The organism is Paenibacillus bouchesdurhonensis, from assembly GCF_900155685.1.
Lineage (GTDB): Bacteria > Bacillota > Bacilli > Paenibacillales > Paenibacillaceae > Fontibacillus > Fontibacillus bouchesdurhonensis.
On sequence record NZ_LT732548.1, the window covers coordinates 3,464,686 to 3,489,927 of the forward strand.

Genomic DNA, 25,242 nt, shown 5'->3' on the forward strand with positions numbered 1-25,242 from the left:
CGCCGCTGCCGACGCAGCGCGCGCGCTGCTGGAGCAGCCCAACAACAGCCTTGGGCTGCATTACCTCATCGCGCTGCAGCGGCTCGGCAGCGCGATTGCGCCGCTCACCGTGCGGCGCGAGGGCGCTGGCTATCGTGATGCTGAGCCCCGCTCCGCGAACATCGCCAGCGCCACCGCCGTACGCGGGCTCATCGCGGGCGGCGGCAGTCTCCAAGACGCCGCGCCCTACATCCCGCCCTATACGGCGGAAATCCTCGCCCGGGAATTCAAAGCCGGGCGAGGCCCCATCACATGGGAGAGCTTCGCCCGACCGCTGTTCCACCTGCTATTGACCAGCTCTCCCGAAGCTCTGGCCGCGCACCATGAAGTCACCGAGGGCTTGGAATATCGCATTAAGAAAATACTGCCCGAGCTAAAGCAGTTAACTGTAGAAGAACTGCTGGGGAAGCTTAAAACGAAGCGATACACCTATACGAAATTACAGCGCATGCTCTTGCATATTTTGCTGCAGCACGACCGCTGCGCCCTGTCTCCAATGGAGCTGGCGAAAGGCCCCGGTTATGTCCGCGTGCTCGCCTTCAGCGCCACTGGCCGCATGCTCCTCAAACAAATGAAGAGCTGTGCTGCGCTTCCCATTGTTACAAGAGCAGCCGCACTATCCGACCCCGGTCTTGAACTCGACATTCGAGCCGCCGCGGCATATGCAAATGCCATGCCGATCCGAGACAATTCCGAAGTATTTCGGGACTATCGCCAGCCGCCGATTATGATTTAGATTCTGATTTGACCGGCGTTTTTGCGGGAAGCTCTTCCAAATAACGAAGCACTTCATCGGCATGCTTTACCGGAACAAGCTGCATCGTCGTGCCGATTTCATCCGCTTTCACCTTAGCATCCTTATAATTCGCTTCCGGCACAAAAAATATTTCCGCCTTCTCCCGATGCGAGGCAACGATTTTAAATTGCACGCCGCCGATCGATCCGATCGCGCCGTCCTCTGAAATAGTACCCGTGCCGGCGATCCGGTAGCCTTTGCTGAGATCGCCCGGAGTTAATTGATTATAAATTTCAAGCGTAAACATCAAGCCTGCGGACGGCCCGCCGATCCGTGTGTCCGCAAATTTGACCTCCTTCTCCTTATCGGCCGGCTTTACCTTGCGAACCTCTCCGACACTTACGCCAAGGCCCGCCTTGGAACCAATGTCATCTTGCCCGATTTCTACTAGCTCGACCTGCTGGCGGATCTCTTTGCCATCTCGGCTTAACACAACCTCCACCTGATCCCCGGCTTTTTTGCCCTGCAGCAATTCGGGCAGATCCTCAAAGCGCTCGACCGGCTGTCCATCTACCTTGGAAATAATATCTCCCGATTGGAAATCCCCCTTGGGAGCGAAAGTCTTGGATAATCCGACGACAAATACATACTCAGGAACGACTGCATATTTGACTTCAGCCAGATTGTAAGCCGCCATAATCGCATTCGATTGGGAGCTGCTCATGTAATAATGCTGCTGTGTAGCGTATTCTTTCTCATTCCGATCCGGCTCCTTGCGAACGACCTCCGCATGAGGTTGGAACGGGGAGGTCGCCAGCATCGCAAGATTAGCATAGCTTACTGACACCGTTGTCAGCATAAACGTGCCTTCTTCCTCCGGATCACCGGCAGGTATAGACACCATCGGCTTAATCTCCTCCGCCGTACCGGGCTGGTTGATCATATAAGGTGTTGGCATATATACAACCACATACACAATAACGGCGAGTGTGATGATGTATAACCCCGCTTTTATGACTCCTGATCTGGGTTGACGCATATCTTTGCTTCCTCTCTTTCACCAAACCAGTGTAACTGGTGGTCTTTCAACGGCTGACCGAGCATAGACATGTACTAGCCATTCCTAAGCTCATAAAGAGGTGAACGCGTATGAATTTCGAACGTTCCGAAGGCAGCAGCCTGTTCTCCACGGTTCTGCTGGGTATGACCGCCGTTCTGCTAGTCGTTTGTATCATTTATGCTCCCAGCCAAGCTTTTGAAGCCTCGAGCCAAGGACTTGCCCTCTGGTGGAGAATCGTATTCCCAGCTCTGCTGCCTTTTCTCGTGCTCTCTCAAATTCTCATGGCATCAGGGTATGCCCATGGGCTCGGAACCCTCATCGAACCAATGACTCGCCGTGTTCTCGGCCTGCCGGGAGCGCTGGGCTGGGTGCTTCCCTTAGGGATGACCGCCGGATTCCCCGCAGCCGCCGAAGCCGCCGCTACATTATATAAGCAAGGAAGAGTCTCCGCCCGGGAGGCGGAGCAAATAGCCAGCTTCACGCATTATTGCAGCCCAGTCCTGATCGTCATCGTCGTGGGCACCGGTTTTATGAAGCAGCCTGAATCAGGCCTCTTCCTGCTTGGCATTCACTGGGCGGCGGGCCTCAGCGCCGCAATGACCATGCACCTGCTCTCCTCCGTCCGTCATCGCAAACATGCAGGGACGAAGCTCTCTCCGCAAAAAAACGCGGAAAGCAGCCCCTACGTCTCCCGCTGGCGTCTCGCATTGCGCCATATGGAGGAGGCGCGCCGCGAAGATGGTCGCGGCTTCGGCAAGCTGCTCGGCGACTCCGTGAGCTCGGCGGTGCAGACGTTAATGGCTACCGGCGGATACATGCTTATTTTTGCCGTCATTATCCATATCGCTTCCTCAATGCTTGCAACCGTCCTAACGCCAGCTTTGGCAGCAACGCCCATCGCCGCCTTTTTGGAAGTTCATTTGGGTTCCCATGCCGTCTCCAAGCTTGATTTAGCTTCTCCGCTTCCAGCCGCTCTGATCGGAGCCTTGCTGGGCTGGAGCGGAATGAGCGCATATTTGCAGGTGCGTGCCGCGCTAAAGCCTACTGGGCTTAGCGGAACTTTTTTTCTAATCAATCGGATCATTCACAGCATGTATGCCTATGTACTGACTTTGCTACTATGGAAGCCGGTTTCAGCGATAATGCCGCTATCTTCCCCTGCCTCCAGAGACTACAACGGGGCTGCTGTTTGGGTCGCCAGCGGAGAACTGCAATTTCGGAAATGGGAAATCTACTTAAGCGTCCTCTCCTGGCAGCTTTGCATGCTTGGTTTGCTGGTGATCTTCGTCTTTTTTACCGTTTCTCTATGGACAAAACGTATGAAGACGAAAAGTATTTCCTAACAAAATGCAGAATTACCAGCCTAGATATTTAAGAAACAAACCGAATTAAGCTTTCGCAGGCTTCGATTTATATTTGCTCTTCAAAGCTTCCTCCACGATCGGTGGAACGAGATCTGACACATCCCCATGAAAGTTGGCGATTTCCTTTACGACACTTGAGCTCAAATATGAATATTTGGGGTTCGTCATCATAAAAATTGTCTCAACCTCGCTGTTCAGCTTATGGTTGGTTGATGCCAACTGCAGCTCATACTCGAAATCCGTCACGGATCTAATGCCGCGCACGATCACATGGGCCTGCTTATAGTCCATATAATTGACGAGAAGATCTCGAAAACTGTCAATCTCTATATTAGGTAGATGCTGCGTCGCTTCTCGGAGAAGCTCCTTCCTCTCTTCCACCGTAAAAAGGGGGTTCTTGCTTGTGTTGTTCAGTACGGCTACGATCAGCCGGTCAAACTGGCGGGAGGCACGCTGGATAATATCCATATGCCCTTTTGTTACCGGATCAAAGCTACCGGGATAAACCGCAATTCGAAGCTCATGTTGTTGCTCCATGACGACTCTGCTCCTCCTTCTCCATCGAATCCGATTCTGTCTTGTTTTCGTTTTCTTTCTCGTAGACATAAATCGTAATCCCTGTCTCTCCATAATCTGTTTTGCGAATCATTCTGAAACGGCCGAAATTATCCCGATAGTCGAAGGAGGATTCATACTCCAATACAAGGATTGCCTGATCCTCAAGCAAATTTAGCTCGTCCATCCGCTCCATCAGCTTATCTCCGTGCTTCAAACGATACGGCGGGTCTAGAAAAACAAGATCAAAAGACGCCCCCCGTTTGGCTAGCGTCTTAATTGCTCTTTCCGCGTCGTTCTTGTACACTTCAGCCTGCCCGGTTAACCCTGCGGCCTTTAAATTTTCTTTTACCGTTTCTACGCTTTTGTAGTCCAAGTCCACGAATATGGCTTTGTCCATGCCACGGCTGAGCGCCTCAATGCCCAGGCCTCCTGTGCCCGCAAATAAATCAAGTACATTCCCGCCTTCAAAGTAGGGGCCGATCATACTGAATAAAGCCTCTTTCACCTTATCCGTGGTTGGTCTTGTACCCTTGCCGGGAACGGCTTTCAAAGGTCTGCCCCTCGCGCTTCCCGATATTACCCTCATCGCTATTCACACCTTAATTTGAGTTACCTATTTGTCCATGCTCCACATGGTATGTCGATATCGTACCACAATCATTGGCAGATTGAAATTTGCAGTATTTTTTAATCTTTTTCATGCCGCAGGTATAAAACCAATAGACCGGGACAAACTTGAAATATCGACATCACAAATGTCGTAGACAACCGCGGAGAAGACTTACGTTTCCCCATAAGCTCTTCGTCCGGTTTCTCCTCTCCCATGATGGGCGTCCCGCAAGGGGCGCCCGGACAAAAGCCTTTGTAGCGTAGAATTCTACGAGGGCTTTTGTCCTTTTTTTGTGGATTGGGGACGAATTAGGAACCAATTCTCCAACACTACCTTAAAGATACTGCATAGTGTCCGGTTCACCCAATTAGTGAATTTCCACACTTCTATTCATGCCATGTGCAGTGCAGTGAATAAAGCCTAATCTCAAAACATCCTCACCAAAACAACGACCAGGGCAATGATCGCCACTAAAATCGACAAATTGCAAATTTGCCGCCATAGACCAGGTACACCGCTTTTATGCAGTTGCTGCTTATTGACATCGAAGTTGGTTTTAGCCGCATAAGGATCTGTCCTAGATGTTCCTGGTTGATTTGAGTGATTATCGTTCATTTTCCTTCACCTCTTCACCATAATCATGGAATATTATACCATAGCACTAAGAATCTCCTTCCTTTAGCTATACAATAATCCGCCAGGCTCTGCCTGGCGGATGTCAGTAATGAAAGCTTCAATTGTAAATAGTTAGATCCATGCACGGGAAACGATAACCAGCAGGATGAACAGAACAAGTATAACCCCAGTAGAAGTAAAAAGTCCTCCATTTCCAATTTCGCCCATAGGAATACCTCCTTTGCTCTTTAAGTACATATTCAGCATATTCAATCGTTACTACGAGGATTGGACTGTTATAAAAACTGTATGCTTATCCAATGAGCGGCAATGATAACTTCTTTGCCTCATAAAATTTGCCGTTTGATCTCAAGCTGCCCATAGTCTTCTACCCAGATCATCATCTCCTTCAGACTTTGTGTCCCGGCTTCGTCCCTATTCTGGCCTAGCATCGGAAATCAACTCCTATGAATATCTTTACCCCCTCAGGGAAACCTAACTCTGGTTTCTAATTACAACAACTTACCTTTAGGAGGAGTTTCCAACATGCATCAAAATGTAAACCACCAAATTCGCCAAATCGAACAAACGATTCAGCAGCTCGAACAGCAAACCCGTCAAGCGACCACGATGTATCAGCAATTGATGGAACAAGAGCAGCAGAACGCGATGCAGCTTGATGAAATCGCCCAGCGTGAACGGAAAGCTGCCCAACAAATCCAATCAGCACTGCAAGGACATCAAACAGCGATGCACCAGTACCAACAAATTTCGCAACTTGCCAACCAAATTGAGAATATCGTAAATTCAAATGTCTCCCATTTCAATAATCCTTCCAGCTATGCTCAAACTGGGGTTGGGCAGCGTTCCATGGGCCAAAATTATGGTCAACCGAGCTTTGGACAACAGGGTTATGGCCAACAAAGCTATGGTCAAAGCAGCTTCAGCCCTTCCCCATCCAGCTCTTCCATGGGTCAAATGGGACAAAGCTCACAAATGCGCGGTTATCAATAAAAGAGTGAAAAAGGCAGGCCAAGAATTTCTTGTGCTGCCTTTTTTGTATATATTTATGAGACGTACATATATGAGCACAATCATCCTTCTGCGTGGTATAATTGGAAAATAATATGACCGACGGAGGAGAACATGAAATTTTTAATTCTCATTATACTTTCCTGGCTTACAGGAAATGTATTCTTTTCCCTGCTTATTTTTCTAGCTATCCTATACTTTCTGGACCGACGCTTCATCGGTATTTTCCCCAGCCTGACCAAGCCCTTTCGCAGATCGCGCCATATCGCCCGATTGCGGCAGCAGCTAGCTCTTAATTCATTTGATGTCTCTTCAAAAAGAGAGCTCGCCAGGCTTCTGTTGGATCGCAAAAAATTTCAAGAAGCTCACGATCTGCTTCAAGAAGTCAAATCATCATCCGACACGTCAGCAGAGTACTGGAGCGATCTGGGAGAAGCCCTTCTGGGAATGGGGAAATTGGAAGAAGGGGAGCAGCACACTCTCCATGCGCTTAAGATCAATGAACGCGTCAAATACGGACAGCCCTATTTAAGTCTCGCCCTGGCGTTCCGCGAGAAAAGCCCAGAGAAGGCGCTGTATTACACCGAGCAATTCGGCGAGCATTACTCCTCCTCCAGTGAAGCGTATTATCTCATCGGCAGCCTATACCAATCCTTGAACCGGAAAGAGGAAGCTAAGCAGGCTTGGGAAGAATCGATCGCGATTTATCGTACTTTGCCCAGATATAAGAAGCGAGATGAACGAAAATGGGCTTGGAAAAGTTATTTCAAAAAGCTCGCGCAATAGCTAAATAAGCCGCCGGCCCAAGAGGATCGGCGGCTTATTTGTTATATCTACGGTACAATTTACGACTCGCCACACCCTCATCAAGTTTCTTCGTTCTTTGACTTCGTCTCACTAAGGAACGGCCACCATTTCGTCTTGCCGAACAACTTAACCATAACCGGGATAAAGAATGGAAATACGTTGACGGCATATAACACAAGACCCGCAAGTACAACTGTAGCGATTCACAGCGTCGAAGCACGCACGTCTTATACATCGAAACCATAGTATTTCCAAATAAACGGCAGCCGATAAAAAAAGCATACATAGACCAATGTCCATGTATGCCTTCTGCTTATTCTCTGTGCCAGTAGCTTAATCTTCTTCGCTTTCATCCTCCGTCTCATAGGTGCAGCGAAAGTACTCTGGCCCGCCAGGATACTGCGTAAATCCAGTCACCTGAAAGCCAATGCTGCGAAAAAAATCAGCGCTCTCCTCATCCGTTTCCACTAGAATCAAATCCGGACTCTCCTGCAATAAGGCATCAAGAATGATTCCCCGGCCATAGCCCATGCCGCGATCCTCCGGGTGGACTGCAAGGTGCTGCAGTTCCATCGTATCTCTATCCACCTTGCGGTAACCGATAATTCCGATATACTGGCCGTCCTCCTGAAAGGCATACAGCTTGCAATCTTCGGATGCGTACTCCTTCACCGCCTGGTCAAGCTTCTCTTCGTCGCCATGCACCGCATATTCAAGCAGTTCCCGAATTTCTTCATTCGCCAATTGCGATTTGACATCTATAAGCATGTTTAAGAACTTCCTTCCTACTTCCCGATAACTTCCGTACTTCCATCCCCGTAACCGACAATAACCGTATGGGCGATGTCTACGAACAGACCATGCTCGACCACGCCTGTCGTTGCTTTCAGCTCGTCGCTCAGCCTTCCCGGGTTGTCAATTTTGCCGAATGAAGCATCCGCAATATAGTTGCCATTATCCGTGATATACAGTTCATCGCCGTTCATGCGCATTTCTATAGGCACATTGTAGCGAGTCTGCAGCAGACGCAAAGTCCATTCATAGCAAAATGGCACGATTTCGATCGGCAGCTTGAATTGTCCCAAATGAGCTACTCTCTTATCGCTGTCGGCAATGACAACAAAGTGATCGCTCTGCACGGCAACCAGCTTCTCCCGAAGCAAGGCGCCCCCGCCGCCCTTAATTAAAGCGAGATTCGGATCTACCTCATCCGCGCCATCAATCGCAATATCAAGCCGATCCACATCGGCTGCAGGAACAAGCGGAATATTATATTTAGCAGCAAGCTCTTCCGAAGCCTTTGATGTAGCAATCGCCCGAATGCGGAGTCCCGAAGCTACCATTTCACCGATTTTCTCGATTGCGTAATAGGCCGTCGACCCTGTTCCTAGTCCGACCGTCATCCCTTCCTTTACCAATTCCGCTGCACGGTAGCCCGCCGCTTGCTTTGCATTCATGGTTACCCCTCCTGGTCATGTTGCTTGTCTATTATGTAGAGCCTGTATCGATAAGAATCACGCTTACATCATACCAAAATATGAAGCAAAAAAGAACAGCAAGTCCGCTTGCGGACTTGCCGATTAAAACTATGGATTCTCAATCGCGGCTTGAATGCCGGCAAATGAAGCATCTTCAACCTCTTTGCCATTAACGAACACCGTCGGCGTTCCTCTTACTTGATAACGCTCTACGATCATGAGATCTTTTTTTACATTGGCGCTGTAGGTCTGGCTGTCCAAATCCTTCTCAAATTTCTTGATATCCGCTTCAGGAATATGGGTACGCACTAAATCGAGAATAAATGACTTCGTTGCCCAGGTATCATCCTTTTTGCCTTGGAGTTCGCTCATTTTATGATGGTAGACCCAGAAATATTCCTGATTCTGCTGATACAGCGTCTCCCCCGCTAATGCTGCTAAGTTGGAATCCGGCGCGAGAAAAGGGTAATCGACATAATACAACACAGCCTTGCCCGTATCCAAATATTCCTGTTTAAGCTCGGGAAGAACCTCTTCATTCCACCTTTTGCAGGCCGGACACTTGTAATCAGAAAATTCAACGATGGTAATCGGAGCATCCTTGTTGCCAATATAAGGCTGCTCCAGCTCGTTAAATCCTTCCGGATTCCATTGAACCGACACCTGATCAAAATCGGGAAATTCCGCTTTCGCTAATTTGCTCTGCAAGCCGCTATAAACTACGATTCCTACCGCAAGTAAAGCTATCACTGCCAGCGTAACGAGTCCCAGCTTACGTTTATGCTGCTTCACTCCTGTTCCCCCCATCAACATCAAATTTTATCCTTTGATTGTTCGATTTTATAGGGGAAAACCAGGAAGAAATAGGACAAATTTAACACAAACACTATCTAATCGTGGATTTTTTGTGAAATATATACATTTAGGATTAATGAGCTGGACGCGCCACCTTTTTGACCCCGCCTTTGCCTTCATCCGATTCCGGCTTGACCATGATCAGCAGCAGAATAACTGCAACAAGCGACACGCCGGCAATCACGAAGAATAACGTCATATGCCCTGCCTTCATTAGAAGCGATACGATCGGAGGCCCCAATGATACGCCGATAAATCGCATACTACCATAAATAGAGGTGATTGTGCCGCGCAGAGACTTCTCAATGCCTTCGGTAATCAATGCGTCGGAGCTTGGTAGAACGATGCCGATACCCGCTCCGCAGACGATCAAGCAAGCAATAACAAAATATATATTGTTAAAGAAACCTATGCCAAAAAGAGCTCCCGTTGACATGACTAAACCAGCGACCCCGCACCATTTCATCATTTTCTTGTTATTGCCGATCTTTTTACCCGTAAAATAAGCAGCAAGACAGAGCGCTGCCAGCGGTATGGCCAGCACCAGCCCCTTCAGCACACCTTCAAGACCATGCTTGCTCTCCAACTGTTCGGATAGGTAAAAAAGCACGCCGAACAACAAAAACATGCAAATACAACCGATTGCAAAAATAGCGTATAGCCAGCGGCCCTTCTCTTGAAATACTTTTTTTACCGTACTCATAAATTCCCTTAACGGCTTCGCTTCTTCTTTACGCTTCGGCTCCTTCACCATGAAAATGACGAGCAGCAAGGAGGCAAGACATAAAACAGGAATGGCCAGAAATGGAACATACCAGATCCACGCACCAAGAAGAGCTCCCAAAATCGGGCTAAGCACTTTGCCAAAGGTGTTGGACGTCTCGATGATCCCCAGGCTGTGGCTGACCTCCTCGTCATCGTCGAACATATCGCCGACGAGTGGAAGGACGATGGGGAACGCTCCTGCAGCACCGATTCCTTGCAGCAAGCGCCCGGCCAGTATGATCCAATATACTGCTGTTCCATCCGCAAACCAGCTTGCTGCGCCTGATATCGCCCCGCCGACACCAGCTATGATCAAGCTCGGGATAATGATCATTTTTCTCCCGTATTTGTCGGATAGATAACCTGCGATCGGCACAAGCAAGATGGCGACCACCGCGTATACCGTAATGAGCATGCTGACCTCAAGAGAGGATACATGCAGCTCACGTGAAATTTGGGGCAATATCGGAATGAGCATCGAATTCCCGAGCGTCATAATTAATGGTATCGAAGCAAGAGCAAACAAATCGCCTTTTTTGTTATCCATCCTTTGGCCACCTTTCAACCACGACATGTACATTAGTGTGGTTGAAAAGTTAAAATATATTCTGCTCTTTCCTGTCCTAGGATTGGATATAGGTCTCGCGCTCGCTCTCCTTCACAAATCGGCTTGGTTCTCCAATCGAGTAAATGTGCAGCAGATGCATCGCTCTCGTACAGGCCGTATAGAACAATTTGCGCTCCGCCTCCTTCGTATAGTTAACATTTGAGCCATCGTAGATGAGAACAGCGTCAAACTCCACGCCCTTCGCCAGATAAGCCGGAATGATATGGATCCCCTTCTCAAAGGACAGCGTTGTTTTCTTAATCAGCTTGACTGGCAGGTCGGTCGTAAGCATCATCTCGTATACCTGCTCGCTCTGCTCTGCCGTCTTGCATATGACCGCAATCGTTTCATATCCGTCCTTCCGCAAGGCGGACAAATCTCCCCTAATTTCACGGTGCAACGCCTCCCGATCTGCAAGCACTCTAACGAGGGGCTTCTCGCCTTCGCGACTAAAAGGAACAATATCCTCTCCTCCGGCAATCATCCCCTTCGTAAATTCAACGATTTCACGTGTGGAACGGTAGCTCTGCTTCAACACGATGAGCTCGCTCTCCTCCGTTCCATACAAATCAGTTAGGGTGGCAGACTGCTGCAATACCGATGCGTGAGCATAAATCGCTTGATTTAAATCGCCAAGCGCTGTCATTCGCGCACGGGGAAACAGCCGCTTAAGGAAGAACAATTGAAACGGCGAATAGTCCTGTGCCTCATCGATGATGACATGGCGAATATCCGTATTCGAACGGAAGCCTAACACCAGTTCCTTAAGATATAGAAACGGGGTAGCGTCCTCATAATACATTTCGCCCGCCCGAATTTTATCTATAGTTTGCCGGCCGATTGCGCTCCAGTCCTCCGGCAGCGCTTCAAGTCCTAATTCAGCAGCGATACTGGCATCATCAAAAAGCTGTGTATACAGCTTCGTCATATCGACGAAGCGCAAAGCCTTTACCCAGCGGCGCAGCGGTTTCAAACGGTCGCTCACCACCATGCGGCCGAGAATCTCCTTCTCGTCCTCATAATCGTTAAACGAAGCGGCTGTGCCTCGCTGTTTTCGGCGCATGCGCTGGTATGCCCGCTGATAATCCTCGGCATCCAGAAGCTGAATCTGCTCCTCGACCCATGGAGCTTCCAGCTCGCTTTTTCCGAAAGCGGCAATTTCTTTCAACAGCCACTCCTTTAGCAGTTCACAACGATTCGCTAAAGTTATAGCGGAGTCATACTCATAAAATTGCCGGGATATTTCCTCGGCATTCACCACGCTCTTGCCTTGAAAACGAATCGGACGGAACTTCATCCCTTTCTTTTCCAGCCAAAGCTTATATCGATTCACCGCCTCAAGGTACAAAGGGGAGGATTTATAACGAATCCCGCTAATTCGGTGTGCGTAATCCGAATCCTCTGTGCTCGTCAGGACATATTCGATTTGCACAAAGGGGTCTTCGAGCTGAAACTCTCTTCCCAAACGATGCTCCAAATATTCCTGAAACGTCGTCTGCTGCATGTTCTCCTCGCCAAGCTCTGGAAGAACGGTAGAAACATAGCTGTTAAACATCGGATTGGGCGAGAATAGAATCATTTGATCCGCGTTTAAATGCTCCCGATGCTTATACAGCAAATAAGCGACTCGCTGTAGAGCTGCCGAGGTCTTCCCGCTGCCTGCTGCGCCTTGCACAATAAGCATCCGGCTATGGTCGTTGCGTATAATTCGGTTTTGCTCCTTCTGGATTGTGGCCACGATGCTCTTCATTTGCGCATCCGAGCTTCGACTCAGCACCTGCTGAAGCATCTCGTCGCCAATCGTAACTCCCGTATCGAACATCAGCTTGATAACGCGCCCATGAATGACGAACTGCCGCTTAAGCGACATGGTTCCCTCAATCGTCCCTGAAGGAGTCAAATAAGAGGTAGGGCCCGGTACGCCGTCATAGTACAAATTGGAAATCGGCGCTCGCCAATCATATACAAGAAACTCCTCATCCCCCTCTTCCAGCAATGAGGCTATCCCTAAGTAGATCGTTTCCTTCTCGCCACCATCCTCGGCAAAATCGATACGCCCGAAATATGGGGATTGCTTCAACCGCTTCATCTTCCCCAGAGCTGCCGAAGCATGCAAATGGCTTCTCTCCCGGTCATTCAGAACCTGGGATTGCTGCCGCAAGCTGGTCGAGGTTTCGCCAACGTCGTCCGCCTCACTAAAGTTGACAGTAACTTCATCCCAGAAATCTCTACGCATGCCGACAACATCATCCCGCACGAGGCTTACCTCCTGCTCAAGCCCACGAATGCGCTTCTCAATCTGATCGGCAACATATTCGACGCGTAGCTGTTCTTCCTGCCAATCCTTGTCCGTACTATTCAATGATGATCGCCCCTCTACATTTACTCAACGCTGATCGCTTATTCCTTTAGTCTATCCCTTAACACCTCGGAAAGTTGACAAATAAGTTGATTTGTGATATAATTTATACAGATTTACTATGTCTTTGAAGATTTTTTTCAGTCCATTTTTCATTTTAACCATTTTTTATTACAATTTCAACAGTCCCCCTGTCCGCGAGGATAGAGGGACTGTTTTTTTCCATTGGCGACACCGCCTTCGCGCTACTTATCGTGTGAAGACGATGCCGGTATATCGGAATGATCGGCAAGCCGGTTTAAACGCTGCAGTTGATGACCGTATTCATAAATTTCCGCGGCAACGATTGATAATCGAAGTACTCCCTCCCGCTGTTCGGCAAAACGATCCAGCATGCTTCGCTGAAAACTGTTGTTTTCCAACTCGAACACTTCCGCCTCTCGAGAGTTTGGCTTCAGCTTGCCCTCAAACTTCAGCATAATATGCTCATGAAATTTAATGAGCTTCTCTAAATGCATATCAAATTCCTCGTTGACTTCCTGAGGACGCGGCGCCTGAAAATAATGCTGTTCAATGGCATCCAGTACTTCATAGCCTTTGCGGAGCGTACGCAATATTTGCTTATATACGACCAGTTGGCGGCTGTTGCTGAATTTAGGCCTTTTTAATTTCTTCTGGTCTTCTTCCATCATTTTATAAGTGTCACCGATGGATTTAATTTTGTCCTCGAGTTCCCGCTTCTGATCGCGGAATACACTCTCCTTCATTTCACTTGAAATCGCCGTGCGGAGCAAAATGGATAATTGCTCAAACGTTTTCTTGGTCTGGTTCTCGTATTGGACCCTTGGCTTAGGAGGATATACGATGATATTAATGACAAACGCCGAGACAATCCCTACTAGGATAAGCGTGAATCGGGTAAGGGCAAATTCCCACTGTCCGGATGCCTCCATGACCGCGACGACCGTTACAAGGGTCACGCCGATCGTCTCGCCCATCTTTAAGCGAATACAGATCATGATCACGAGTATGCACACCAGACCTACCGCGATCGGTTCATTAGAGAATATTGCGCCCCCCGCCATGGCGAGTACGGCGCCAAGGGTATTCGTCTGCAGTTGATCCAGCAAGTACCGCCATGAGCGATAGATCGACGGCTGCATCGCAAAGATAGCCGCTACCGCAGCGATAACAGGCGATGATAAGTTAAACCAGAAGACTACATATAGAGCTAATGTTACTGCAAGTCCGGTTTTGAGCATTCTGGCTCCAAACGTCACGAAGATTCCTCCTGTTCGCTAAGTCTATCATTACCTCATTTTTACCCAATTCCCTCTGTAATTCAATTTTAAGCTCATTTTAAGATAACCTTTGACTTTTTGGTCAAAACTACATGAGAGAAGAACCCAATCATTCTATACGATGAGGTGAAAATTGTCTATGAGAGAGCAGATACGCCAACCATTACAGAAAGGATTATTGGCCGCCGTAATCGCACTCAGCCCCTATGCAGCGGTATCTGAGACCGTACTGGCCAATAACAAAGAAGTGGCGACCCCGGAGGGTTTGCCGGATGCCGCGAAGCTGAAACAGCCAAATCCGCACCACCATCACCACCACAAAAGACATTCCCGAGGCGGACATATTATTAAGGATACGGCTGAATTGCTGGAAACAGAGCCTAGGGTGCTTGTAGAGGAATTAAAACAAGGCAAGTCACTGCTGCAAGTCGTTCAAACCCGTAAAGGCTGGAGCGAGGCGGAATATATACAAAAACTGACGGTTGTCGTCACAAAGCATATCGACAAAGCCGCCGCTGAAGGCAGACTAAGCAAGGAAAAAGCCCAATCGATGAAAATAGAGCTTCCCGTCAAACTCAAAAAGATCGTCAACCGCACCTGGAAGAGCCCAACCAAAGGACACCCGGTTACCGACTATCGCAACAACACAATTCAGTTGCATATGACTGAATAGCCTCTGTAGTTTGCAGTAACTGCATGCAGTTCTTAAGGGCTCACGAAACGAAGAAGAACCTCGCTCTTGCTTCAAGCGAGGTTCTTTAAAGGTGCGGCAAGGTTCAGCCTATCAGCAGACCGCAAGCTTACAGTTGATCTTAGCTATCCGCCCCTTTCAGGGCTGCTTTCTTCTTCTTAGGCTTCATTGCAAGCCCCACTACAGGTACTTCAAGAATATCAAGAAGGAAAATAAATACCGGTACGCCGACGATCAGTCCCCACACGCCGAAGAAATGCTCCGATACTAACAAGATCATAAATGTATAGAAAATAGGCAAATGTGTCTTGTTGGACATGAATTTAGGATTGAGAAAGTATGCTTCGAAAGCATGCACAACCGCGATCATAACCAGGACATAGACAATTTTGACGAGCCCGCCAATTTTAAAGGCAATCGCGCATAGCGGAATGAGCGAAATAATGACGCCCATTACCGGAATCAGGCCGAGTAAAAATATCATAATTCCGATAGCGATCAAATTCGGGAATCCAAAGATCCAGAGAAAGATCGTGGACAAAATGGCATTTACAGTAGCGATCAAAAATTGAACCTCAATCACTTTTCCGAAGGAAGTCACGAATTTCTTACCGAAATACTCAAGCTCTGTAAAAAGAAATGCTGCTCGGCTCTCTTTGAATTTCGCGGTAAATTTCGCTACCTTGTCCTTCTCCAACAGAAAGAACAAGCTCAAAATAATCGCAATAAACAAATTCAAACTCCATTTTCCGATATCAGATACGGTCTTGAGCAGAAAATTAAAGCTATCGCCAACATACTTGGATAGATCGATTTCCTTTAAGGAATCCACTAGAAAATTCAGCAGTACGTTATCCGGCAAATTTGTCGGAGGATTATCATAGAACGAAATGACCTGATTGACTAAATCATTGAATTCCTCCAAAAATACGGGCAAATAATAATATACTGTAGTAATCAATAGGGTTAGTATAACAACATATATAAGCAGTATCGTAATACTTCGATTAATCTTAACGATCTTATCCACATTGCGTGTAATGAAATTGTGAAGACGATTAATGAGATAGGTCAGAATAAAGGTGATCAGCAGCATATTCAACATGCTTCGCGAAAAATAGAGGATCAATATTACGAATAACAAGGCAAGAAACCTGCGGAAGCCCGCGATTTGAAATAGCTCTTTAAAAAAAGTCATTATAAGCAACCTGCTCCTTTTGATTTAGACTATCTGACGATGCAAAGCACATACGAATGTAGTTCTATTTCCTTAGTTCAATCTTAAGTCAGTATACAAGAGAAAAGCAAGTCAGCTAGGGTTGTTTTTTCGTAAAATTACGGTTAACGCAAACAGTCCCGCCCAAAATCAATTGGCAGGACTGTAGATCATAATCATTTATAGTTGAAATAATTGAGGCTGCACGCATACGGGCTTCGAAATTTGTGCAGTGTGCCCCGTAAAATCCAGTTTACCGGTAGCCGTGTCTATGCGGAATACGGCCAGATTATCCGAGTCGCGGTTAGCCGCGATGAGATAGTCTCCCGCAGGCGTCAACGCGAAATGGCGCGGATGACCGCCTTCGCTCGATATATGCTGCATCAGGCTCAGTTTGCCGCTAGTTTGATCGATGGCAAAGACAACGATGCTGTCATGACCGCGGTTGGAGCCGTACAAGTATTTTCCATCACGTGAAATAGCAACCTCCGCCGTTGTGTTCTCTCCCTTAAAACCCTCAGGCAAAGTCGGCACCGAATCAATGACGGAAAGTGTTCCGGCTTCCGCATCAAATGTATACAGCGTAAGCGAGGAGTTCACTTCATTGATTGAATACAGCCATTTGCCGTTCGGGTGGAACGCGAGATGGCGCGGACCTGCTGCGGCTTCCGTCTTCACCTCGCTGTGGGAGACCAATTTGTCGCCCTCTTCATCCAGACGATAAACATAGACTTTATCCAGCCCTAAATCGGCAACGAGAACATAGCGGCTGTCAGCTGTGAACAACGCGGAATGCGGATGCGGCCGATCCTGCCGCACCGGATCTGCCCCCCGGCCTTCGTGCTGCCGTTCATCAACCTGCTTGTCTGCGAGTCCATCATCCTGCAGACGAACTAAGCCCACGTTGCCGCCATGATAGCCGGATACGACGACATAACGGCTCTTAGGTTCAAGCTCGATATGGGAAGTCGATGGCTGCAGCGTAAATGCCCGGTTTAATTCCGTCAGGCTGCCCGCTGCCGGGTCAATGGCAAAGCTTACGACCTCGCCAATTCGTTCCCCGTTTGCCGTCGTCGTTTCTGAAATAGCATACAGTTTCCTGCGCTCTTTATCGACCTGTAGGAAGGTCGGATTTTTAAGTCCAGATGCGTCGCTCAAACGCGAAAGCTCTCCTGTGGATGGATTCATCTCCACCACATAAACTCCAGAGTCGGCAGCTTCGGCATATGAGCCTATGTATAACAGCAGTCGTTGTTGTTCTGACACTATGGTCACTCCTTCTCTATAATACTGTCTTCTATTCTTCCGTACTTTCGGACAATTGTCCAGTCCGGCAAAGGATGGAAATATTTTAAATTTTAGTCTAAACACTACACAAAACTCGAAAAATATGTTATACTGCAAGCGCTTCCACAACATCATCTAAAGGGGGATTTTGGAATGATGAATGTCGGACTAGAGGAGAAGAACGTCTACGAGGTCCTCGATCCACATGACGCTTATTTCTTCAAGGTAGGAGGTCACGGCTTAGTTTGCTTTCATGGCAGAAACTACAGTATAAAAAAGAGACTATCTGCAGAACAAACCTCAAAGCTAATCTCGGACTCCTCATTTTACCGCGTAAGCACCAACTGTTACGTCAACTTGCATAAGGTCACGGAAGTTCAAGACAATGTTCTACTGTTCAGGGATCAAACTCATGGCATCAAGACGATTAATGTGCCGAGAAGAAATTTGGAGCAGATCAAGCGGCTCCTTCCTGAACGCAGCAAGAGTGTAGCTGAAGTCGGTTAATCCACCGCGTTCTATCAGACCAAGTAGACCAAGCAAAAAGCAGCCTGAATCCTCCGCTTTGACGGAGATCAGCGCTGCTTTTTGCATGTTTGGCTTTATACTTAATTTTTGCTCATGTTGCGCTTGATGCTGTGCTTCCGCATTACTTTGATGCCTTCAGGTAGAGTCTAGCAGTCTCCTCCCAAATTTCACCCGGCGCCAAGCTGAATAATCCAATTTCATCTGCGGGCAGATTGACATGAGGCGCATTCACCAAATTAATTTGCGGCTCGGGGCAGAAAAATCCTTCCGTTCCGCCATTGTTCCAGATCATCCACTGCTTGTAGGACGTTCCTACATCATAAACAAGCGTTAGTCCCAGCTTGGAATCGGTCAGTTCCATCCGATTTCTCCCGTTTTGCGGCACTGCCGTATAGTGGTTATCCAGCGAAGTAAAGTATGGATATACCCCTTCATTCTTCATCGCTTCTTCCTCTACGGTCAACGGCTGATGCTTCCCGGTCGGCAGCATCCGATCATTCAGCTCCCACCGCTCGCCGATCGTGAACTTCATTCTATAGTCGCTGGCCTGGCTGTCTGGTGCGAACGGAGCATTCACCGCAGTATGGAAAGCGAGCAGGCAAGGCATTTCTCCTTCGCCATCATTTCGCACGAATACATGCTGTGCCAATCCATGCTCGCTCAGCGTGTATTTCAAACGCACGGTAAATTTAAAGGGCAGAAAACGGTACACCTCGTGAGCTTCATCTACACTGATCTTCACCGTTACATAGCTTTCCCGATCCGTGTTGCCGTACTCTTCCACCTGCCATGGAATCGTATGTAAGAAACCGTGCAAATGATTGCCCGTAGCCTCCTCATTGACCGGGAACTGGTAAGTCGTTCCTTTCCAAGGGAACTTTCCGTCTTCATATCGGTTTGGCGGGAAAAGTACAGGGATTCCATACACGCCCGGATTGCCGCGGAACTCCTCCATCTCACTCTCGCCCGGCTCGCGCAAAAAGCGGAAACCGCTTACGTTATCCCGATAAGCGATCAGATTTCCGCCAACGTTCGGCACTAGCGCCGCTTCGAAATTACCGGCCTGCAGCCAAACGGCCTTCTCGCCTTGGTATGTGCCTTCATAAGCCTTAAGTTGCGTCATTTGAACAATCTCCCTTCATAATTAGCAAGTAAATATAGTATCTATCAAACATGGCTTTACATCAAGCATCACGCAATATGCGCCTGCCGAACACAAGGGCCAGGACAATCATCGCCGAGCCGACGACAAGCTGCATCCCGAATACTTGAACCCATTTCGCCCAATCAACAATCCATTCATAGACCTTCCCTCCAAGCAGCGGGCCAAAGAAAGCGGCAACTCCTGTAATTGCCGAATACATCGCCATATACATCGGGCGTTCACTCTTCGGCGTATCTCCAATCATGAAATTGAACGCCAGCTGGTTAAAGCCCCCTACCCCGATTCCGAATAACATATGGGCAGCGAACAGCACCGGCAGCTGCGGCGATACGGAGAGCATTCCCCAGGTTAAGATCGAGACCGCAATGATCGGCAGCGTCCAATACAGCAGGCGCTTGTTGCTGTATCTTGCATTCAAATTTCCCCAAATATAGAAGCTAGCCATCATCGCCAGCGTTTGCGAGATATTAAGCAGGGAAATCGTCTTGTAATTGATCTTCAGCAGCTCCAGCATCACATAGGAGTAGAGCGGCACAACCAGGTTTTGCAAGAAAAGAAAGCTGGCCAAAAAAATCGTTGCTTTAATAAATGAGCTGTCCCGAAGCGGCTTCCGCAGCATGGGTAAAAACTTGCTTTCTACAGAGCGCTCGAAGGTAACGTCCGGATAGAACATGAAAATAATAATATTGGCGATCACGCAAACCCAAACGATGATATACAAGTACAAGAAGCCCTGACTTTCTGGAAAGCGATCCAGGATCATGCCGCCGATAAACATCGTGAGGGTTCCAAGCGCATTGAGGAACGTATTCCTAATCCCGAAATACCTGCCCCGCACGCGCGCAGGCACAATATCGCTGATCAGCGAATTCCACAGCATCCCCCCAACCGTGTTAAAGAGGCAAGCAGTCACATAAAAGCCTATAAAAGCGCTAACCCAATACGGTTTTGGGAATAAAAACGGGACAAGCCCCGTAAACGCCCATAAAATCCGGTGTATCGCAATGAATAATACCAATGCCCATTTCCGGCTCGTCAGTCGCTGAATGAGGAACGCCACAGCAATTTGGGCAATATTCACAAAGGTCGTGATTGCCAGCACAAATCCCAGCTGTCCGGATGTGGCACCTAAATAGAGCAAATAGCCCGTCAAAAATTGACCGCCCAGCAAGGTTTGAAACATGACGGATGGAAAACCTTCCAAGGTTGCAATAGCTAGATTTCTACGCTGGAGAGACGTTTTTCGTCGCGTGTATAATTTCAGTTTAAAGATGTCCCTCATGATGACACTCCTTCTAATTCCTAATCCCCGCCAACGGACTCCTTCATATCTAATGTGCTAAGACCGGATTCGCGCCAAATCCAATTATTCGGCAAATCACTCCTTTATTTCGTAATAGCAGCTAGATTTCCATTCGTTCCAAAATAACAGTATAATAAATACATGGGTTTCTTTCCATACACTTTCTATACATAATGAGGAGAAACAGAGGAGATTTTGGCATGGACGATTTGAAAAAAGCATACGAACAGCTCGGCCTTTCCGAGAACGCTTCCAGGGAAGAGGTAGAACAAGCTTTTGACTTGGTACTGCGCAAAAGCCGTTCCCGCAAGGGAGAAGATGAAGGGGACAGCGAATATGAGCGCTCGCTGCGGGCCTATAAACTCATCACTGGGCATGAGGATCAACGTAAAATTGAACAAATGAGTCAGGAAAGATACGCGAAATGGGGAAAATTCGCTGGCACAGCGGAGAAGATCAATGACTTCTTTCGTGTTTACAAAACGCATGTTATCGTTAGCATCATTGCAGTCGTTGTGCTTATCTTCGGCATTAACGCCTTTGTAGATTACCGCGCGGAGCAGAAACGAATTGCTGCGCTGCCCCCTCTCGATCTGTCCATTTTGTTCATCGGCAATTTCGCTGTTGATGAGATGAATGATGGAGAAGAAGCGCTCGAGCAGGCGATACTGGCACAATTTCCAGAATGGAATCGGGTCGACTTTCAAATCACTTATGTTCCCGAGCAAGGCGAGATGGTCTACCGGCAAAAGGCGATGGCCGTCATTGCTACGGAGAAGCCTGATTTATATATAATCGATAAACCGACCTTCGAGTGGATTTCCGGAGGCGGCGGGTTCAAAAGCCTGCAGGAAGAGAGCAACAGCGTGCTTAGCCCCGTGCTCCCCGACCATGCAGCGCTGCGCGCTCAAGCGGAGGAAGATCCCGAGCCCCAAGTGTATGCCGTTGATCTGACGTCCAGCGAGCTTGCGGATCAGCTTCCTCTTGGCAAGAAGGAATTGATCGCCGCAGTAGGCTGGAATGAAGAGCGATATGACAACACCCTTCTGTTTATTAAACGCTACCTAGAAAATATGAAATAACATGATCATGCGGCACGGAGCGGTTTCACTGCTTCGTGCTTTTTGCGATTGATTTATCTCTGAGCTTCATTTATGATAGTGTCATAAACGCGCGTTTACAGAAAGAGTGATCAGCATGCGCAGCGAAGATATCGCTAAGTTGGCCGGGGTGTCGCGCAGTACCGTATCCCGCGTCATCAACAATTATCCTAACGTCCCGGAAGCTACCCGGGCCAAAGTGCTTCAGGTCATTGAACAGCATCATTACGAGCCGAACAGCTTTGCTAGGGCACTCGCCGGCAAACGCACGGACACGATCGGGCTGTTTGCGATCAGCATGAATGAGAAGGCGGATGCTCGCCGTATTTATCAGAACAGCTACTTTGCCCCCATCGTTGATCTTGTGGTCGACACGGCTAACGCCAGGGGATTTTACGTACTGATTCATACAGTCTATTCACGCAATGATTTTCAGAAAGTCAAGCAGGCATTCCAGCAGAAGAGAATTGACGGCGGAATTCTCGTTGGTACCCAGAAGGACATCGAGCTAGTTCGCGAAATGGTCGGGCAAGGTTCACCGCTCGTCCTGATCGATTATGACATTGCAGAGATTACAGCCGAGCGCCTCGACAAAAATCATTTGGCCATCATTAACTCGATGGATTACGAGGGCACGGTCGAAGCGATGGAGTACCTCATTGGACTCGGCCATAGACATATCGGCATCATTCAAGGACGAATGAATACTTATTCGGGTCGTGAACGCTATATGGCCTATGAAGATACGCTAAGAAAGCATAATCTGCCCATGAGGGAAAGCAGTGTCCTCCAAGGTGATTTCCTGAAGGAGCAAGCCTACGCCGCGGTAATGAATCTGCTCGATTCCGGCGAAGAACTGCCCTCCGCCCTCTTCAGTTCCAATGATGATATGGCGATCTCAGCCATGGAAGCCTTTGCAGAGCGAGGCGTGTCTATCCCTGACGACCTGTCTATCATCGGCTTTGACGATGTACAGCTCGCCTCCCGCGTGAGTCCCAAGCTGACCTCGGTCAGCCTGCCGATTGAGGAGATGTCTAAAGCAGCTGTAGATACAATCATTCGCCTTTGCAACGCTGAACAGACGGGATTCAGCACGATAAGCTTTCCTACCCGGCTGATGACCAGAGACTCTTGCAAGCCTGTATCAGCACAGTAGCTAATCAAGGTATCATATGGATCCTCTCTAAATGGAGAGGATGCATTTGCACTAAAATAAACGCGCGTTCACAATCGAAAGGAGCCACCAATTATGAAATTCGGAAAATTTGACGATCAACGCAAGGAATATGTCATCAATACCCCAAAGACTCCTTATCCCTGGATCAACTACCTCGGCAACGAGGAATTTTTCGGCCTGATCTCCAACACGGCCGGAGGGTATACGTTCTATCGCGACGCTAGACTGCGCCGGCTTACTCGTTACCGTTACAACAACATTCCGCTGGATACGGGCGGGCGCTACTATTATCTCTATGACAACGGCGATTTTTGGACGCCGGGCTGGATGCCGGTCAAACGCGAGCTCGACTTCTATGAGTGCCGCCATGGCCTTGGCTATACCTCTATCACTGGGGAGCGAAACGGTATCTCAGTCACGCAACTGGCCTTCGTTCCGCTTGGCTACCAGGGCGAGGTGCATCGCCTAACTGTAAAGAACACGAGCAGCGAAACTAAGAACGTATCCCTATTCTCCTTCGCCGAGTTCTGCTTGTGGAACGCACAGGACGATATGACGAACTTCCAGCGCAATCTAAGCACCGGGGAAGTTGAGGTGCAGGATTCCGTCATTTATCATAAGACCGAATATCGTGAACGTAGAAATCATTATGCCTTCTATTCCGTCAACCGCCGCATCGACGGCTTCGATACGGATCGCGAGTCTTTTGTAGGCCTCTACAACGGCCTTCACGAGCCGCAGGCCGTCGTCTCCGGCAAAGCAACAAATTCGGTGGCCAGCGGATGGTCTCCGATCGGTTCCCATGAAGTGAAGCTGACCTTGGCTCCTGGCGAGGAGCAAAGCCTTATCTTCATTCTTGGATATGTCGAGAACGAAGAGGATGAGAAGTGGGAGGCGCCAGGCATCATCAACAAGAAGCCTGCCCTTGCAATGATCGAACAATTCGCCACCGATGAGGATGTCGACCGTGCTATGCAGGAGCTTGCTTCTTACTGGGACGGCCTATTGTCCAAGTATCAAATCCAGAGCGATGACGACAAGCTGAATCGGATGGTCAATATTTGGAACCCGTATCAGTGTATGGTCACGTTCAACATGTCCCGCTCTGCATCTTATTTCGAATCCGGCATCGGACGCGGCATGGGCTTCCGCGATTCTAACCAGGATTTGCTCGGCTTCGTTCATCAAATTCCGGAGAGAGCCCGAGAACGGATTCTCGATATCGCAGCTACCCAATTCGAGGACGGCAGTGCCTATCACCAGTACCAGCCGCTTACGAAAAAAGGCAACAACGAGATCGGCAGCGGCTTCAACGATGATCCGCTATGGCTCATCCTTGGAACATCCGCTTATATCAAAGAGACAGGTGATATGAGCATTCTCGACGAACAGGTTCCGTTCGATAGCAATCCGGACAATACGGCAACCCTGTTCGAGCATTTGAAACGCTCTTACTTCCATGTCATCAACAATCTCGGGCCTCATGGTCTGCCGCTGATCGGGCGCGCCGACTGGAACGATTGCCTCAACCTGAACTGCTTCTCGAAGGAGCCAGGGGAATCCTTCCAGACGACAGCCAATATTGAAGGACGCGTAGCCGAATCCGTCTTTATTGCCGGGCTGTTCGTGTTCGTCGCTCCCGATTATGTGAAGCTATGCCGTCTGCGCGGCTTAGAGGATGAGGCGGCGGAAGCCGAAGTCCACATGGAAGCGATGCGCAAAACAACCCTAGAGCATGGATTCGATGGCGACTGGTTCCTGCGTGCCTATGATCATTACGGCGAGAAGATCGGCAGCAAGGAAAACGAAGAAGGCCAAATCTTCATAGAGCCACAAGGGATTTGCGTTATGGCAGGCATCGGCGTTGAGGAAGGCCTGGCCCAAAAAGCAATGAGCTCCGTGCAGGAACGCTTGGATACAAAATACGGTATCGTGCTACAGCAGCCAGCGTATTCCAAGTACTACCTGAATCTAGGCGAGATTTCTACTTATCCGCCGGGTTATAAGGAAAATGCAGGTATTTTCTGCCATAACAACCCTTGGATCATGATCGCTGAGACGGTACTGGGCAACGGAGATCGCGCCTTCGAGGTATACTCCAAGATTGCTCCGGCTTATCTGGAGGAAATCAGCGATATTCACCGGACAGAGCCTTACGTGTATTCGCAGATGATCGCGGGCAAAGACGCGGTTAACCACGGTGAAGCAAAGAACTCCTGGCTGACAGGAACGGCAGCCTGGAACTATGTGGCGATTACTCAGGCTATCCTAGGAATCCAACCGGATTTTGACGGCCTTAAGGTTGATCCGTGCATTCCAACCTCCTGGAATGGCTTGCAGGCGACCCGCGTGTTCCGTGGAGATACATTTGAAATCACCATTAAAAATCCAAATCACGTCTCCAAAGGCGTGAAGAGCATCACAGTCGACGGTAAGGCGATCGATGGCAACGTCATCGCTCCAATCGGAGACGGCCGCACGCATCAGGTCGAGGTAGTACTCGGCTAAGCCTGCAGCTCTTATCGATTTATAAATATCAAACAAGCCCTCCATCCTATAACAGGATGGAGGGCTTGTTGCTTGTTCATG

Annotated in this window: 24 protein-coding genes and 1 pseudogene; 9 read left to right on the forward strand and 16 right to left on the reverse strand. The window is 48.6% G+C overall.

Translation table 11 applies throughout. From position 1 onward, the window contains the following. On the forward strand, positions 1–775 hold a 775-nt coding region (locus tag CZ379_RS26765), incomplete at its 5' end, for a nucleotidyltransferase family protein (protein ID WP_234404960.1). Here the strand turns inward: CZ379_RS26765 and CZ379_RS19625 are convergent. Beyond that, entirely contained in the window at positions 765–1,814 is a 1,050-nt protein-coding gene (locus CZ379_RS19625; RefSeq protein ID WP_110933164.1) for a SepM family pheromone-processing serine protease, read from the reverse strand. The two genes, CZ379_RS26765 and CZ379_RS19625, sit on opposite strands and share 11 nt — an antisense overlap. 110 nt (positions 1,815–1,924) lie before the next feature. On the opposite strand from CZ379_RS19625, the gene CZ379_RS19630 reads away from it, so the two are divergent. Beyond that, positions 1,925–3,178, forward strand: a complete 1,254-nt coding sequence (locus CZ379_RS19630) for a nucleoside recognition domain-containing protein (protein WP_110933165.1) — start codon at positions 1,925–1,927, stop codon at positions 3,176–3,178. Between the two features lie 45 nt (positions 3,179–3,223). On the opposite strand, the gene coaD is transcribed toward CZ379_RS19630, so the two are convergent. From coaD to CZ379_RS19650, 4 genes are all read right to left on the reverse strand, one after another. Further along, positions 3,224–3,736, reverse strand: coding sequence for a pantetheine-phosphate adenylyltransferase (gene coaD, locus CZ379_RS19635; RefSeq protein ID WP_110933166.1), 513 nt, complete (start codon positions 3,734–3,736; stop codon positions 3,224–3,226). Further along, positions 3,720–4,343: a 16S rRNA (guanine(966)-N(2))-methyltransferase RsmD gene (gene rsmD, locus CZ379_RS19640; RefSeq protein WP_110933167.1), complete on the reverse strand. Its 624-nt coding sequence runs from the start codon at positions 4,341–4,343 to the stop codon at positions 3,720–3,722. Before rsmD ends, coaD begins: the two co-directional genes overlap by 17 nt. Before the next feature lie 450 nt (positions 4,344–4,793). Next, complete coding sequence (locus CZ379_RS19645) at positions 4,794–4,982, reverse strand: hypothetical protein (RefSeq protein WP_110933168.1); 189 nt, start codon at positions 4,980–4,982, stop codon at positions 4,794–4,796. A gap of 132 nt (positions 4,983–5,114) precedes the next feature. Continuing rightward, positions 5,115–5,210, reverse strand: a complete 96-nt coding sequence (locus tag CZ379_RS19650; RefSeq protein ID WP_055108512.1) for a hypothetical protein — start codon at positions 5,208–5,210, stop codon at positions 5,115–5,117. Between the two features lie 318 nt (positions 5,211–5,528). Between CZ379_RS19650 and CZ379_RS26310 the strand changes: the two genes are divergently transcribed. Then, on the forward strand, positions 5,529–5,996 hold the full coding sequence (locus CZ379_RS26310) for an AMP-dependent synthetase and ligase (protein WP_199925688.1): 468 nt from the start codon (positions 5,529–5,531) through the stop codon (positions 5,994–5,996). A gap of 132 nt (positions 5,997–6,128) precedes the next feature. Next, on the forward strand, positions 6,129–6,800 hold the full coding sequence (locus CZ379_RS19660) for a tetratricopeptide repeat protein (RefSeq protein WP_110933169.1): 672 nt from the start codon (positions 6,129–6,131) through the stop codon (positions 6,798–6,800). A gap of 80 nt (positions 6,801–6,880) precedes the next feature. Here the strand turns inward: CZ379_RS19660 and CZ379_RS27210 are convergent. The 7 genes and pseudogenes from CZ379_RS27210 to CZ379_RS19690 form a co-directional block, all read right to left on the reverse strand. Further along, positions 6,881–7,024 (reverse strand): annotated as a pseudogene (locus CZ379_RS27210) (hypothetical protein); the annotation flags it as partial. A 130-nt stretch (positions 7,025–7,154) separates the two neighbouring features. After that, positions 7,155–7,589 (reverse strand): GNAT family N-acetyltransferase, encoded by a 435-nt coding sequence (locus tag CZ379_RS19665; RefSeq protein WP_110933170.1) that lies wholly within the window; start codon positions 7,587–7,589, stop codon positions 7,155–7,157. A 17-nt stretch (positions 7,590–7,606) separates the two neighbouring features. After that, complete coding sequence (gene rpiA / locus CZ379_RS19670) at positions 7,607–8,278, reverse strand: ribose-5-phosphate isomerase RpiA (RefSeq protein WP_110933171.1); 672 nt, start codon at positions 8,276–8,278, stop codon at positions 7,607–7,609. 129 nt (positions 8,279–8,407) lie between these two features. Further along, positions 8,408–9,091, reverse strand: a complete 684-nt coding sequence (locus CZ379_RS19675; RefSeq protein ID WP_199925689.1) for a DsbA family protein — start codon at positions 9,089–9,091, stop codon at positions 8,408–8,410. Positions 9,092–9,227: 136 nt separating this feature from the next. After that, the gene (locus CZ379_RS19680; RefSeq protein ID WP_110933173.1) at positions 9,228–10,466 is read right to left on the reverse strand and encodes a bacillibactin exporter BcbE; all 1,239 of its coding nucleotides are present in this window, start codon (positions 10,464–10,466) and stop codon (positions 9,228–9,230) included. Between the two features lie 76 nt (positions 10,467–10,542). Beyond that, positions 10,543–12,888, reverse strand: coding sequence for an RNA polymerase recycling motor HelD (gene helD, locus CZ379_RS19685; protein WP_110933174.1), 2,346 nt, complete (start codon positions 12,886–12,888; stop codon positions 10,543–10,545). Positions 12,889–13,130: 242 nt separating this feature from the next. After that, on the reverse strand, positions 13,131–14,165 hold the full coding sequence (locus CZ379_RS19690) for an FUSC family protein (protein ID WP_110933175.1): 1,035 nt from the start codon (positions 14,163–14,165) through the stop codon (positions 13,131–13,133). 160 nt (positions 14,166–14,325) lie between these two features. On the opposite strand from CZ379_RS19690, the gene CZ379_RS19695 reads away from it, so the two are divergent. Next, complete coding sequence (locus CZ379_RS19695) at positions 14,326–14,859, forward strand: hypothetical protein (protein ID WP_110933176.1); 534 nt, start codon at positions 14,326–14,328, stop codon at positions 14,857–14,859. 139 nt (positions 14,860–14,998) lie between these two features. On the opposite strand, the gene CZ379_RS19700 is transcribed toward CZ379_RS19695, so the two are convergent. Both CZ379_RS19700 and CZ379_RS19705 read right to left on the reverse strand, forming a co-directional pair. Beyond that, on the reverse strand, positions 14,999–16,075 hold the full coding sequence (locus CZ379_RS19700) for an AI-2E family transporter (protein ID WP_110933177.1): 1,077 nt from the start codon (positions 16,073–16,075) through the stop codon (positions 14,999–15,001). Positions 16,076–16,273: 198 nt separating this feature from the next. Then, entirely contained in the window at positions 16,274–17,359 is a 1,086-nt protein-coding gene (locus CZ379_RS19705; RefSeq protein WP_199925690.1) for a lactonase family protein, read from the reverse strand. A gap of 174 nt (positions 17,360–17,533) precedes the next feature. Between CZ379_RS19705 and CZ379_RS19710 the strand changes: the two genes are divergently transcribed. Beyond that, positions 17,534–17,887 (forward strand): LytTR family transcriptional regulator DNA-binding domain-containing protein, encoded by a 354-nt coding sequence (locus CZ379_RS19710; protein WP_110933179.1) that lies wholly within the window; start codon positions 17,534–17,536, stop codon positions 17,885–17,887. 142 nt (positions 17,888–18,029) lie between these two features. On the opposite strand, the gene CZ379_RS19715 is transcribed toward CZ379_RS19710, so the two are convergent. Together CZ379_RS19715 and CZ379_RS19720 are read right to left on the reverse strand one after the other, a co-directional pair. Then, positions 18,030–19,031, reverse strand: a complete 1,002-nt coding sequence (locus tag CZ379_RS19715; protein ID WP_110933180.1) for an aldose 1-epimerase — start codon at positions 19,029–19,031, stop codon at positions 18,030–18,032. A 61-nt stretch (positions 19,032–19,092) separates the two neighbouring features. Continuing rightward, complete coding sequence (locus tag CZ379_RS19720) at positions 19,093–20,355, reverse strand: MFS transporter (RefSeq protein WP_110933181.1); 1,263 nt, start codon at positions 20,353–20,355, stop codon at positions 19,093–19,095. 221 nt (positions 20,356–20,576) lie between these two features. On the opposite strand from CZ379_RS19720, the gene CZ379_RS19725 reads away from it, so the two are divergent. From CZ379_RS19725 to CZ379_RS19735, 3 genes are all read left to right on the forward strand, one after another. Next, a complete protein-coding gene (locus tag CZ379_RS19725; protein ID WP_110933182.1) occupies positions 20,577–21,458 on the forward strand; it encodes a molecular chaperone DnaJ in 882 nt (293 codons plus the stop codon). Positions 21,459–21,573: 115 nt separating this feature from the next. Next, complete coding sequence (locus tag CZ379_RS19730; RefSeq protein ID WP_110933183.1) at positions 21,574–22,632, forward strand: LacI family DNA-binding transcriptional regulator; 1,059 nt, start codon at positions 21,574–21,576, stop codon at positions 22,630–22,632. A gap of 93 nt (positions 22,633–22,725) precedes the next feature. Beyond that, positions 22,726–25,161, forward strand: a complete 2,436-nt coding sequence (locus CZ379_RS19735; RefSeq protein ID WP_110933184.1) for a glycoside hydrolase family 94 protein — start codon at positions 22,726–22,728, stop codon at positions 25,159–25,161. Positions 25,162–25,242: the final 81 nt, after the last annotated feature.

What these genes read in the sequence shown, in the direction of transcription:
- CZ379_RS19630 (WP_110933165.1), top strand. Translation starts at nt 1,925, where the DNA reads ATGAATTTCGAACGTTCCGAAGGCAGCAGCCTGTTCTCCACGGTTCTG.
- CZ379_RS19695 (WP_110933176.1), top strand. Translation starts at nt 14,326, where the DNA reads ATGAGAGAGCAGATACGCCAACCATTACAGAAAGGATTATTGGCCGCC.
- CZ379_RS19660 (WP_110933169.1), top strand. Translation starts at nt 6,129, where the DNA reads ATGAAATTTTTAATTCTCATTATACTTTCCTGGCTTACAGGAAATGTA.
- rpiA (WP_110933171.1), bottom strand. Translation starts at nt 8,278, where the DNA reads ATGAATGCAAAGCAAGCGGCGGGCTACCGTGCAGCGGAATTGGTAAAG.
- CZ379_RS19735 (WP_110933184.1), top strand. Translation starts at nt 22,726, where the DNA reads ATGAAATTCGGAAAATTTGACGATCAACGCAAGGAATATGTCATCAAT.
- CZ379_RS19700 (WP_110933177.1), bottom strand. Translation starts at nt 16,075, where the DNA reads ATGACTTTTTTTAAAGAGCTATTTCAAATCGCGGGCTTCCGCAGGTTT.
- CZ379_RS19665 (WP_110933170.1), bottom strand. Translation starts at nt 7,589, where the DNA reads ATGCTTATAGATGTCAAATCGCAATTGGCGAATGAAGAAATTCGGGAA.
- coaD (WP_110933166.1), bottom strand. Translation starts at nt 3,736, where the DNA reads ATGGAGCAACAACATGAGCTTCGAATTGCGGTTTATCCCGGTAGCTTT.
- CZ379_RS19680 (WP_110933173.1), bottom strand. Translation starts at nt 10,466, where the DNA reads ATGGATAACAAAAAAGGCGATTTGTTTGCTCTTGCTTCGATACCATTA.
- CZ379_RS26310 (WP_199925688.1), top strand. Translation starts at nt 5,529, where the DNA reads ATGCATCAAAATGTAAACCACCAAATTCGCCAAATCGAACAAACGATT.
- CZ379_RS19710 (WP_110933179.1), top strand. Translation starts at nt 17,534, where the DNA reads ATGATGAATGTCGGACTAGAGGAGAAGAACGTCTACGAGGTCCTCGAT.
- CZ379_RS19715 (WP_110933180.1), bottom strand. Translation starts at nt 19,031, where the DNA reads ATGACGCAACTTAAGGCTTATGAAGGCACATACCAAGGCGAGAAGGCC.
- CZ379_RS19650 (WP_055108512.1), bottom strand. Translation starts at nt 5,210, where the DNA reads ATGGGCGAAATTGGAAATGGAGGACTTTTTACTTCTACTGGGGTTATA.
- CZ379_RS19720 (WP_110933181.1), bottom strand. Translation starts at nt 20,355, where the DNA reads ATGAGGGACATCTTTAAACTGAAATTATACACGCGACGAAAAACGTCT.
- CZ379_RS19725 (WP_110933182.1), top strand. Translation starts at nt 20,577, where the DNA reads ATGGACGATTTGAAAAAAGCATACGAACAGCTCGGCCTTTCCGAGAAC.
- CZ379_RS19645 (WP_110933168.1), bottom strand. Translation starts at nt 4,982, where the DNA reads ATGAACGATAATCACTCAAATCAACCAGGAACATCTAGGACAGATCCT.
- rsmD (WP_110933167.1), bottom strand. Translation starts at nt 4,343, where the DNA reads ATGAGGGTAATATCGGGAAGCGCGAGGGGCAGACCTTTGAAAGCCGTT.
- CZ379_RS19625 (WP_110933164.1), bottom strand. Translation starts at nt 1,814, where the DNA reads ATGCGTCAACCCAGATCAGGAGTCATAAAAGCGGGGTTATACATCATC.
- CZ379_RS19730 (WP_110933183.1), top strand. Translation starts at nt 21,574, where the DNA reads ATGCGCAGCGAAGATATCGCTAAGTTGGCCGGGGTGTCGCGCAGTACC.